10 protein-coding genes are annotated in these 11,134 nt (G+C 66.4%); 2 read left to right on the top strand and 8 right to left on the bottom strand.

All coding sequences use genetic code 11. From position 1 onward, the window contains the following. Window positions 1–40: 40 nt before the first annotated feature. From HUK84_RS05270 to HUK84_RS05255, 4 genes are read right to left on the bottom strand one after another with little or no spacing between them, the layout of a single operon-like run. Entirely contained in the window at window positions 41–823 is a 783-nt protein-coding gene (locus HUK84_RS05270) for a sterol desaturase family protein (RefSeq protein ID WP_176639329.1), read from the bottom strand. Beyond that, a complete protein-coding gene (locus HUK84_RS05265; RefSeq protein WP_176639332.1) occupies window positions 820–1,935 on the bottom strand; it encodes an LptF/LptG family permease in 1,116 nt (371 codons plus the stop codon). Before HUK84_RS05265 ends, HUK84_RS05270 begins: the two co-directional genes overlap by 4 nt. Next, entirely contained in the window at window positions 1,935–3,146 is a 1,212-nt protein-coding gene (locus tag HUK84_RS05260) for an LptF/LptG family permease (RefSeq protein WP_176639331.1), read from the bottom strand. The genes HUK84_RS05265 and HUK84_RS05260 overlap by 1 nt, the downstream gene beginning before the upstream one ends. A gap of 60 nt (window positions 3,147–3,206) precedes the next feature. Further along, the gene (locus HUK84_RS05255; RefSeq protein ID WP_246285410.1) at window positions 3,207–4,115 is read right to left on the bottom strand and encodes a metallophosphoesterase family protein; all 909 of its coding nucleotides are present in this window, start codon (window positions 4,113–4,115) and stop codon (window positions 3,207–3,209) included. Between the two features lie 138 nt (window positions 4,116–4,253). On the opposite strand from HUK84_RS05255, the gene HUK84_RS05250 reads away from it, so the two are divergent. Together HUK84_RS05250 and HUK84_RS05245 are read left to right on the top strand one after the other, a co-directional pair. Further along, on the top strand, window positions 4,254–5,237 hold the full coding sequence (locus HUK84_RS05250) for a diacylglycerol/lipid kinase family protein (RefSeq protein ID WP_176639327.1): 984 nt from the start codon (window positions 4,254–4,256) through the stop codon (window positions 5,235–5,237). Further along, window positions 5,237–6,217, top strand: coding sequence for a hypothetical protein (locus HUK84_RS05245; RefSeq protein WP_176639330.1), 981 nt, complete (start codon window positions 5,237–5,239; stop codon window positions 6,215–6,217). The genes HUK84_RS05250 and HUK84_RS05245 overlap by 1 nt, the downstream gene beginning before the upstream one ends. A gap of 12 nt (window positions 6,218–6,229) precedes the next feature. On the opposite strand, the gene spt is transcribed toward HUK84_RS05245, so the two are convergent. The 4 genes from spt to HUK84_RS05225 are packed head-to-tail and all read right to left on the bottom strand — an operon-like array spanning window position 6,230 to window position 10,650. Further along, window positions 6,230–7,426 (bottom strand): serine palmitoyltransferase, encoded by a 1,197-nt coding sequence (spt, locus tag HUK84_RS05240; RefSeq protein ID WP_176639326.1) that lies wholly within the window; start codon window positions 7,424–7,426, stop codon window positions 6,230–6,232. A gap of 5 nt (window positions 7,427–7,431) precedes the next feature. Beyond that, entirely contained in the window at window positions 7,432–7,683 is a 252-nt protein-coding gene (locus HUK84_RS05235) for an acyl carrier protein (protein ID WP_176639325.1), read from the bottom strand. Between the two features lie 29 nt (window positions 7,684–7,712). Beyond that, entirely contained in the window at window positions 7,713–9,449 is a 1,737-nt protein-coding gene (locus HUK84_RS05230; RefSeq protein WP_176639324.1) for a fatty acyl-AMP ligase, read from the bottom strand. A 46-nt stretch (window positions 9,450–9,495) separates the two neighbouring features. After that, complete coding sequence (locus HUK84_RS05225; RefSeq protein WP_176639323.1) at window positions 9,496–10,650, bottom strand: sensor domain-containing protein; 1,155 nt, start codon at window positions 10,648–10,650, stop codon at window positions 9,496–9,498. Window positions 10,651–11,134 lie beyond the last annotated feature (484 nt).

Genomic DNA, 11,134 nt, shown 5'->3' with positions numbered 1-11,134 from the left:
CGCGTGCCTGCCAGGACCAGGACGGTCAGCAGGCCGTTCGTCACGCCGCGTTCCGCTGGGGCGGCGCGCCGTCCGGCTTCTCGCGCGGCGGCGCGCCGGTCAGGTCCATCACCCAGGGATAGAGGGCGGCTTCCTGGACGTCGTAACCCAGGTTGAAGACATGGGCGCTGCGCGGCCGCGCGCGGGCGTCGGCGTAGTAGCTGCCGAACAGGCGGTCGACGAAGAAGCTGGTGATGCCGTAATTGCCGTCCTCGTGATGGAAATGATGCAGGACGTGGCGCTGTTTCATCTTCTGGATCCAGCGCATGCGCGGCTTGTAGTTCAGATGCTGGATGCAGTGGAAGAATTCGTAGATGCAGGTGACGGTCAGCCCGGTCCCCATCGCGGCGGCGGCCCCGCCGAGATGCCCGATCGAATAGCCGACGGGCAGGGTGATGAGCGCGATCGTCGGCAGGGTGTTCAGCGGCGAGCCGAACAGCACGTCCAGCAGATGCGGATCCTGGTGATGGTCGAAATGGATGCGCTTCCACAATGAAGCGGTCCATTTCATCCGGTACAGGAAGCGCCCGTGCAGGATGAAGCGATGGATCAGGTACCACGCGACCGGATAGATCGCGATGACGGCGCCCATGGCGACCGCGGTAGGCAGGATGCCCGGGAAATGGCGGCCCAGCATCGCGAAGCTGGCCACGGCCAGCGCGATATAGAGCAGGATGGTCGGATAGGTCAGGTAGGCGATCCACAACTGGCGGAGATCCATCTTGCCCAGATCGAAGCTCCGCCCGGTGCGGAGGGACCCATTGCGCAATGTCGAGCCGATCATCTCTCTTCTATCCTCAGCATCACGACGCCGACCGCGCACGTGAAGATCACGACGCCTGGCAGGGTCGCCAACAGTGCCGGCAGCGTGCCGGCATTGCCCAGGGCCCGCAGCAGTCCCTGGAACACCACGAACAGCAGGCCAGCCCCCAGGCACCAGACGGGCAGCCAGCTTCGCGTACCCGTCCGCGGTGGGATATAGACCACCGGCAGCGCCAATAACAGCATGACGACGAAAGTCAGCGGGGTTAGCGCGCGATCCAGCAATGCGGTCCGAAGATAGCCCGGCGGCTGGCTGGATGGCGCGCGGCCCTGCAGCATGGAAATCGCCGCCGCGGCCGATAGCGGCGGCGTATCGGCCGCCAGGCGCATCACCTGCGCCGGGGTCAGCGGATCCGGCCCGTCCAGGTCCCGTATCGGGCCGGATGGCAGAGCGGCGGGCCGGACCGATACGGAGGCGACATGCAGCCCGCGGCCGAGGCCGCCGATCCAGTGTCCGTGTGCGTAACGGGCCGAATCGAGATGGCTGGCTTGCGTCAGCCGCCCGGCCGCGTCGCGCCGATACAGATCCACCTTGCAGAGCAGCCGCCCGCCCTCTGCCGCATAGCCGACATCGACCAGCGTCGCGCCGCTACGGAACCAGAATCCGTGCCCGGCTTCGGGATGGGGGTCGGTTTCGTTCCACCATTGCGCCAGCACCAGTTCGGTGCGCGGCGTGACCTGGTCGTCCAGCACCATGTCGGCCAGACCCAGCCCCAGGACGGCCGGCAGGCACAGCGCGACCAGACCGGGCGTCGACAGGCCCGCCGCCCGCAGGATGGCGATTTCGCTGTTCGTCGTCATCTGGACCAGCAGGAGCAGCGCGCCGATCAGGACGGCCAGCGGACAGATGGTGCCCAGCAGCATCGGCGCGCGCAGGAGCGTGAAATAGAGCACGCCGCCGAGCCCGAGATGCCGTTCCAGGATCGGGGTCAATTGTTCCAGCAGCGCCAGGATTTCCATCAATGCAACCAGGATCGCGCCCGTAGTGGCGACGCGCAGCACCAGCTCGCGCGACAGATAGAAGAGCAGGACGCGGGACCTGCGCGACGACGTGGGGACCGTGGCGTGCCGCATCAGGACGGGCCGGTGGCGGGACGCCGCCGCCATGTCCATGCCCATATCCATGCCTGGCCGGCCCCCGCCGATCCTGCGCGGCGTAGCGCCAGCCAGGTGCAGGCGCAGCAGAACAGGGCATAGGGGCCCCAGATCGCCGGCCATGGCGACAGGCCGCGGCTGGCGACCAGGCTCTGCCCCAGTTGCAGCGCATGGTCGAACCCGACCAGGCTGACCGCCGCGATCGCCAGGCCCAGATTCTGCCGCTGCCGCTTGGCCAGGCCGGCCAGGGCGCAGGCCAGAAGCGGGATGAACGGAATGGCCATGGCGCGCGCAAGGCGGAAATGCAGCTCGGCCAGCAGGTGGGACCGCCGGATGGCGGGATCATGGCCGCGGATCGCCCGGCGCAGTTCGGGCACGGTCAGTTCCCGCTCGTCATTGCCGCGCGGGCGGAAGGCGCGGGCCGTGTTGCGCGTGCGGAACAGGCGGGTCGTGCTGTCGAAGAGCGTCAGGGTCGGCCGGCCGTCGTCCCGGTCGGTGACGATGATGCCGTGCGCCAGGTCCAGGCGTACGACGTCGTTGTCGCCAGTCATGAGCAGCCGGCCGGCGGCGGCGGTGATATCGCGCTCCAGCCCCGGGCTTCGTTCGCGCAGGAAGACGTGGAACAGGCGCGTGCCGGCCCCCTCGACCTGGTCGGCGGTCAGCATCAGCGTGCCGCTGGGCGTGGCGAACATCCGGCTTTGCAGGTGCGGCGCCCACCCGGCATGGCTGGCCAGGTACAGCGCCTGGCGGAAATCGTAGCGGGCATAGGGCTGGATGAAGCCGTACAGCGCGAAGCTGATCGCCGCCAGGGCCAGGCCGGAGGCGACGAAGGGACGGGCGATGCGCAGCAGGGACGTACCGCCGGCCATCAAGGCGTCGATCTCGTTGTTCTGGCTCATTCTCCGCACGACGGAAAACACGCTGACGCAGATCGCGGCCGGCAGCGCCAGCCCCAGATAATGCGGCACCAGGTCGGCCAGCAGGCCCGCGAAGACCTTCAGCGTCCCGCCATCGGCCGCCAGGACGTCGAACAGGACCAGCAGCCGTTCCAGGAGCAGCGCGGTCATCACGACGCCCAGCGAGATCGAGAAAGGGGGAAGCATCTGCGCGATCAGGTACCGGTCCAGCGTTCCCGGAAGGATTCGCCGGACGGAAGGAGGCCAGGACGGAGGAATGAGAGACGCGCGCATCATGGCGTCCAACACATACGCGCCGCGTTCAACGGACTCAAATCGCACCGGGCTCAAAACTCAAAATCGCACGCGGGCGGCTCTTTCCGTCTCGATCGACCAGCAGGGCAGTTCGCGTACGGCGTGTCCGGGGGCGACGATGCGGCGGCGGATCTCGGCCCGGTAACCCCGAGTGGTGGCGGCGACGTCGATCCGGTGCCATGCCGCCGCCCGTTCCTGGCGCCTGGCGTGCATCGATGCGGAAGCGATGCCCAGGACCGGAACCAGCCCGTCGGGCCCGGGCAGGGTGGACATGCAGGATATGTGCGCATGGCCGTGCAGGACCATTTCGGCGCCCGTCCTGGCGATCGCGGCAGTGAACAGGCCGGCATCCAGCAGCGACTTGCGGTGCGATACCAGGCCGGTGATGGGCGGATGATGAATCATGACCACGCGGAAGCGGCCCTGCCGCCCGGCTTCATGCAGGATATCGGCCAAGCGGGCCGCCTGGCTGGCACCGATCCGTCCGGCGGCGGAGAACCAGGCCATCGGCCGTGCCGAATTGACGCCGATCAGCGCCAGCGGGCCGATATGGCGCAGGTAAGGGAAACCGTCGGCGTCCGCTGCCATCCACGGGGCCCACTGGCCCAGCGTCTCGGACCACGATTCGCGGACCAGCATGTCGTGATTGCCGGGAATGGCGCAGATCGGACCCGGCAGGCGCGTATGCAGCCATTCGGCCGCCTGCCGGCATTCGGCCGGCAGGCCCAGATTGGTCAGGTCGCCCGTCAGCGCCACGACATCCGGAGCCATCGCACGGATATCGGCGGCAACGGCATCCGCCACCGCGCGGTCATGCAGGAAGCGCCGCTTGCAGCGCCAGGAGATCTGACTGGTCATCCGCTTGTTCAGCAACGCCCTGGCCGGAACGCGCAGCCTGTCATGCGGCAGATGCAGGTCTGAGAGATGGGCCAGCGTGATCTCGGGCAAGCAAAGCACTCCTGTGGCCGGCGCAGGCGGGCGCGGGGCTTCGTGGACGGGGCATCGATGTTCCCGCCTTGCAATGGCGTCTGGAACGCGGCTTATGAGCCTACGAATGTACGACGCACAGAAAAAGGCCGGCACGGCGTGAGCGAACCGTTTGCCCTGATCCATAATTCGCGCAGTCGGCGCAATGGGGTGGAGGATGGCAGTTTCCGCAAGCGGGCGGCCCGCGCGCTGGGGCCGCTCTTCTTCCATTCCACCAGCCGGACCCTGCTGCCCGAGGCGGTGGCTGAACTGGCGCGGCGCGAGGTCGGGGTCATCGCCGTCGATGGCGGGGATGGCACGGTCAGCGACGTCATGTCGGCCATCCATCGCTTCTACCCGACGGATGCGCTGCCGGCGCTGGCGGTCCTGCCGTCGGGCAATACCAACCTGATTGCCGCCGATGTGGGGTTCGGCCTGCGCGGCCGCGCGGCGCTGGAACGCCTGACGGTCATGGCGCGCGCGGGCACGCTGCGCAGCACGGTCGCCCGGCGCGACGCGCTGGCCATTCGATGGTCCGATTCTACGCGCCCGGTAGCCCTGGGCATGTTCCATGGGGCGGCGGCCTTCACAAAGGGGGTTCGCATCGCCCACCGGCCGGCCATCCTGAACCGGTTCTCGCACGATATCGCGGTCGCCGTGGCCATCGCGTCGTCGCTGGGACGTCTGATGTTCCGCTCCACACGCCGCAAATGGCTGGCTGGGAATCCGGTCACCCTGGCCGTCGGGGCGGAGGCGCCGCGGACGATGGACTGCTTCCTGTTCATGGCCACGACCCTGCGTTGCCTGCCGCGCGGCATGTGGCCTTTCGCCGCGCGGCAAGGGGCGGACGACGGAGCAGGATTGGCCTACTTGAACGTGCGGGCCTTTCCCGAGCGGCTGCTCGCGGCGACATGGGCTTCGCTGCGGGGCGAGACGCCGGCCTGGCTGGACAGTGCGCCGGCCTATGAACGGGGGCGGGCCGACTGCCTGTCGCTGCGGATCGACGGGTCCTTCGTTCTGGACGGCGAAATCTGGGATTCCGGCCCGGATGGGCGAACGATCCTGACGGCCGGCCCGCGTTTCGATTTCATCCGGGGGGCGTGATGGGGTCCGATCATTCCGCCATGGCGGCGGCAGGGCGGGTGGGGCACCTGCTGGCCGGTGAACTGATCCAGCCGGTCGACCCTGCCGTCACCGATTTCGTGGCGCGGCTGGTGGGCGACGCGCCGGTGCTGGGGGTCCTGTTCTATGGCTCGTCATTGCGGCAGGCCGATCCGGACGGAATCCTGGATTTCTATGTGGTGGTGGCGCGCCAGGCCGACTGGCCGCGCGGCCGTGTGGCCAAAGTGGCCAACGCTTTGCTGCCGCCGAACGTGGAATATCATGAAGCGACGGCCGGTGGCCGCTTTCTGCGCGCCAAGGTCGCGATCGTCACGCTGGCGCAGTTCCGGGCGCTGACCGGTCGCGGCACGCTGGACACCACGATCTGGGCCCGGTTCTGTCAGCCGGCGCGGCTGGTGTGGGTGCGGGATGCCGATGCCGCCGATGCCATTCTGGGCTGCCTGATCCGGGCGGTTGCGGTGGCGTCGTGGTGGGCGGCCTGTCTCGGCCCCGTGCAGGGAACGGCGGAACTGTACTGGGATGGGCTGTTTGCCCGGACATACGGTGCCGAACTGCGCGTCGAAACGGCGGCCCGGGCCCGCAGCCTGCTGGACGGCCGGGTGGCGCGCTACCGCGCCCTGCTGGAGGCGGCATGGCAGGCATCGGGCCTGTCCTTTACCCAGACGGGTGACCAGTTTCGTCCCGCGCTGCCGGCCGCGGTCCGGGCGCGGGCATGGCGGCGGTGGGCGCGGCGCAGCCGGCTCGGGCGTCCGTTGCACGTGGCGCGCCTGGCCAAGGCCGCGTTCACCTTCGCCGGAGGGGCGGGCTATATCGTATGGAAAATCCGCCGCCATTCCGGGGTCGAGCTGCGGCTGACACCGTTTGCCGAGCGCCATCCACTGCTCTGCCTGCCCCGGCTGTTATGGTCGCTGCACCGGGCGGGATTGTTTCGGCGGACGGAACAGCGGGACGGCAGCCCCTGACCAGGCCGCGCCTTACTGCCGCAGGCCCAGTTCGCCGGCCACGGTGGCGAAGACGTCCACCGCGCGGTCGATCTGCGCGGCACTGTGCGTCGCCATCACCGAACTGCGCAGCAGCGGATGCTGGTCCGGCGTCGCGGGCGGCAGGCTGAGATTCACGTAGACGCCCAGATCCAGCAGCCGGTTCCAAAACTGTACCGCCTGCGCGACGTCGTCCAGCACTACGGAGACCACCGGGCTGGCCTGCGGGCCGGTACGCAGGCCGGCGGCATTCAGCCCGGCATGAAGCCGGCGAGCATTGTCCATCAGAGCGTGGCGCAGTTCGGGCCGGCTTTCCAGTTCGCCCAATGCGGCCATCGTCGCCGCGATGACGTCGGGCGGCAAGGATGCGGTGAACATGTAAGGGCGCGAGCACAGGCGAATCAGGTCCAGCCCGTCATGGTCCGATACGCAATAGCCGCCGACCGTGCCCAGGCTTTTGGAAAACGTGCCGACCACGAAGTCGACATCGGCTTCGACGCCGTCGGCTTCCGCCACGCCGCGGCCGTGTGCGCCCATGACGCCGACCGAATGGGCCTCATCGGCCAGCAACCATGCGCCGGTCTCGCGTTTCACGGCGGCGAATTCGGCCATCGGCACGACATCGCCCATCATGGAATAGATGCCTTCGACCACGATCAGCTTCGCTCCCGGCGTGCCGTCCAGGCGGCGCAGGCGCTTGCGCAGGTCCTCGGGATCATTATGGCGGAACCGAATCACCTGCGCATGGCCCAGGCGGCTGCCGTCATAGATGCTGGCGTGGCTGTCGGCATCCAGCAGCAGGTAGTCGTCCTTGCCGGCCAGGGCGGAGATCACGCCCAGATTGGCCTGGTATCCCGTCGAAAACACCATGCAATGGCGTCGCCGGAAGAACCGGGCGATGCGCTCCTCCAACTGGCGGTGCAGGCCCTGGGTCCCGTTTGCGATCCGCGACCCGGTGGTGCCCACGCCGTGGGTGCGCAACGTGTCGATCGCGGCCGTGACAGCGGATTCGGACTGGCTGAGGCCCAGATAATTGTTGGTGCCGAACAGCAGCGTCTCGCGTCCTTCGATCAGCCCGACGGTCGAGGAGACCGGCCGCTCGATGACCACGGCAAACGGATTGCGGCCGCCACCCGCAGTGACGGCGGCCAGCGAACGGGCCAGCCCGTCATACTTGCTGAAAATCGACATCGGGATCAGCCGCCGTGTTTCAGCGACACGATGCAGGCGGCCAGGTCGTCGATGGTCCGGATATCGGCAAGCCGGTCGAGCGGCACGGAGACGTCGAGCGAATCCTCGATCTCCATCACGAAATTCATGACCGCGAGTGAATCGAACGCCAGGTCCTCGACGATCTTGCTGCCGCCATCGATGTCCCGGGGAACCTTCGGATTGGCCAGCAATGTCTGGATGATCAGGGCAGAGACCTCTGCCGTCGTTTCACTCATCGATGTCTTCCTTTTGCAGAGCTGCCCGGTTACGCGACCGAGGCAGTCTCGGCAATGGTTTCGAACGCGCCGGACAGCAGCATCGCCTTGGCTCGGGCACGCGTCAGCTTGCCGGACGAGGTCTGCGGCAGCGTGTGCGGCGGAACGAGGATGACCGACACGTCCACGCCGTGCTGACGCCGGAAGAGATTGGCAGCCTCGGTCCGCAGCAATTCCCGTGCCTCGGGGGTCGAGGCACGGCACTGGATCAGGGCCACGACCTTCTCGCCCGCTTCCTGGTCGATCGAGAACACCGCAACGTCACGGCTGCGCAGGACGCCGATTTCGGTTTCCGCGGACCATTCCAGATCCTGGGGCCAGATATTGCGGCCATTGATGATGATCAGGTCCTTGGCGCGTCCGGTCACGACCACCTGCCCGTCGAGCATGTAGCCGAGATCGCCGGTATTCAGCCATCCCGCATCGTCCAGCACGCGCTGGGTTTCCTGTGGCTGGTTGAAATAGCCGCGCATCAGGCTGGGGCCGCGGGCGAAGATGGTACCGACCTTGCGGTCCGGCAGGGCCTGGCCCGTGGAGTCGCGGATTTCGAGTTCATGTTCCTCCAGCACCTTGCCGCACAGGACGAAGGTGCGCAGCGCCTGGCCCGGGTCGTCGGAGGGGCGGGCGATCCCCTGGGTCTCCAGGACGCGCAGATCGACCGTATCGGTCTGGATGCCCGATGCCAGCGGAACGAAACTGATGGCCAATGTCGCCTCGGCCATGCCGTAGCTGGCGGTGAAGGCTCGGCTGTCGAAGCCCGAGGCGGCGAAGCGCTCGGCAAATTCTTCAAGGATGTGGTGACGGATCATGTCGCCGCCGATCCCCGCGATTCGCCAGCAGGACAGGTCCAGGGCGATGGAGGTGGCGCGCCGGGCGCACAGTTCGAACCCGAAGGAGGGGCTATAGGCGATCGTGCCGCGGTTGCGGCTGATCAGGTCCAGCCAGACATGGGGACGGCGGGCGAACTCCCGCGTCGGCAGCATATCCACGCTCAACTGGCAGGTGACCGGGGTCAGGAAGAAGCCGACCAGCCCCATGTCGTGATAGAGCGGCAGCCACGAGACGCAGCGATCGCCGGTATCGCGCACTTTCAGGCCGTCGCGCGCGATCGCGCGGGCATTGGCCATCCCCGAGCGCTGGGTCACGGCCACCCCCATCGGGAAGCGGGTGCTGCCCGACGAGAATTGCAGATAGGACAGGTCGTCGGGGTTCACGGTCGGCAGGGCGAGGTCATCCGCCGGCAGGGCCATCAGTTCGGCCGGCCGGCCGCCGAAGCGCAAGGTGAAGCCGTCGATAATCTCGTCGGTCCAGGATGCGATGATCTCGGGAATGATGACGGCCGACGCACCGGCGCTTTGGATCATGCCGCGCAGCGTGGTCACGTAGCCCTGGCGCCCGCCGAAAGCGACCGGCAGAGGCATGGGGGCGGGGATCAGTCCGGCATACTGGCAGCCGAAGAAGATGCGTGCGAAGTCGCCGTCGCTCTCCGCCACGATGGCGACCCGTTCGCCCGGCCGCAGACCCAGGGTCAGCAATCGGCGCGCGACCTCATGGGCCTGGGCACGCAGGGTGCGGTAGGGCAGGGCCTCCAACAGTTGGCCGCGGCCGGAATAAATATTGAATCCGGCATTCCCTTGGGCCGCGTAATCCAGCGCGTCGGGAAATGTTGCGAAATCACCCAGGCGGCGTGCCTGACCAGAATCTGTCGGAGTCGGAAGGCGTATCATGTCAGGCAATGAATCTTCCACCTGGAACTATCGAATAAACGGTGTGTCATGAACGGGAACAGCGTTCATGACACGCCTCCCGAAGAAATTCCACGATGGCGTCCGCGCCACGCGGAGCCGTCGGACCCGGGCCGTCCAGCCCGAATGTGTCGTATATATACGATTCTTGCCGCTCTAGGAAATCGGCATGGGTTCTAAAGGCCTGTTCCAGGTCCGTTTCCAGCGTCGCCGTGCCGTGGCTGACACGCCCGAGAGACCAGAAACGGTAATCGGGATTGCCTTGCCAATCTGTCTCATGGGCATCCAGGAACAGGCAGGGGCGCGGGCGAAGCAGAAACTCGGCGACCTGGCTGCTGACATCGCCCAGATAGAGATCCGCCGCCATCGTGTAGGTCATGTCGATGCTCTTCGGACTACCTGGATCGATCAGCATATGGGGTATTCCGCTGAACCGGCGCACGATCTCCGCTCCCTTGCCGCGATGCGCGTCGAACAGCCGGTAATGCGGTGCGAAGACAAGGTTGTACCGGTTCTGCCGGGCAAAATAATCCAGAACCTGCAGCCCGAATTTATGCCATGAAGACAGGCGCGTATTGAAATGCGGATTATACAGGATTGTCGGGCGTCCATTTCCGAACAGCGGTGCTGCGTCGCGATGCAGCAGTCGCACCATGTCGAATTTGGCGTAGACCCCGGTGACATACCGTCCGGGGCGCAGCGCCTCCTGCATCAGCAGTCGGCGTTCCAGTTTTTGTCCCGCCATCAGAATGAAGTCGAAATGCCGGACATCCCGCGCGAAGCCGATCGCCCGATCGCCCGCGCCATGTCGCGTCCAGATCAACCGGGGCCGACGCACGCCCATGTGCCGGAGATGGAGCGAGGTGCGCTCGGGAACCACAATGGCTTGAAAATTATTGAAATAATTCGTGTTCCATAGAAGCGCGGCCAGCTTGGTCAGGACGCTGGGACCGCGACGAGCGAGTCGCCGCCGCAGAGAACCGGGCAACGCAAGCCGATCGAATGTGATCTGTGATTCGGGATAAAATCCGGCCAGATGACGAATATAGGCTTCATGTTCCGGCGTCAGGCAAGCGACATGGACGGCGAAGTCCGGATGACGGCGAGCGATCTCCAATGCGATGGGCAGCGCGTGCAGCGTCTGGTGCGGCTGTGCGATGAAGGGGAAGACGATCCGCGTCAATCCGATGTTCCATGGCCCGGTGTGGCCGCGCGGCGGGAGGGGACAAGGGCGGGACAAAGGCGAGGAGCCTGTTCTGTTGGCGGGCTGTCCTCGCCATAGTTTCAGATAGGGAGGCGGGCGTAAAAGGGGGAGGGTTGGCAGGACCGATATCCGCACCGATATCCGCTGCTCGAAAGTGGCGGTTTCCCTGGAGCAGGGGGGCGATCGTCGTCTTTTTTCGTTTTTTTCGACGCCTGTCAGTTGACGGTGATGAGTGTGTTGTGTAGATCGCTGTTCACCGCTGGTTGGGGTTTTGGAGCCTTGACGGAGTGGCTAGGTTTTTGCTAGTGTCTTTGGCCCTGCCGGGGCTGGGGGTTTCTGGATAGGGACCTGGGCTCATTGACAATTGAAGAGAGAAGAGAACGGAAGGGATATGTTGACGGCGTCCTGGCGGTTTGGGCTTTGTGCCTGGATTGTTTAGGGGATTGGGTGCCTGGTTTGTTTC

The organism is Nguyenibacter vanlangensis, from assembly GCF_013376155.1.
Lineage (GTDB): Bacteria > Pseudomonadota > Alphaproteobacteria > Acetobacterales > Acetobacteraceae > Gluconacetobacter > Gluconacetobacter vanlangensis.
This window is presented reverse-complemented; position numbering and strand designations above follow the sequence as displayed.

What these genes read in the sequence shown, in the direction of transcription:
- HUK84_RS05270 (WP_176639329.1), bottom strand. Translation starts at nt 823, where the DNA reads ATGATCGGCTCGACATTGCGCAATGGGTCCCTCCGCACCGGGCGGAGC.
- HUK84_RS05265 (WP_176639332.1), bottom strand. Translation starts at nt 1,935, where the DNA reads ATGCGGCACGCCACGGTCCCCACGTCGTCGCGCAGGTCCCGCGTCCTG.
- HUK84_RS05260 (WP_176639331.1), bottom strand. Translation starts at nt 3,146, where the DNA reads ATGCGCGCGTCTCTCATTCCTCCGTCCTGGCCTCCTTCCGTCCGGCGA.
- HUK84_RS05245 (WP_176639330.1), top strand. Translation starts at nt 5,237, where the DNA reads ATGGGGTCCGATCATTCCGCCATGGCGGCGGCAGGGCGGGTGGGGCAC.
- spt (WP_176639326.1), bottom strand. Translation starts at nt 7,426, where the DNA reads ATGTCGATTTTCAGCAAGTATGACGGGCTGGCCCGTTCGCTGGCCGCC.
- HUK84_RS05235 (WP_176639325.1), bottom strand. Translation starts at nt 7,683, where the DNA reads ATGAGTGAAACGACGGCAGAGGTCTCTGCCCTGATCATCCAGACATTG.
- HUK84_RS05230 (WP_176639324.1), bottom strand. Translation starts at nt 9,449, where the DNA reads ATGATACGCCTTCCGACTCCGACAGATTCTGGTCAGGCACGCCGCCTG.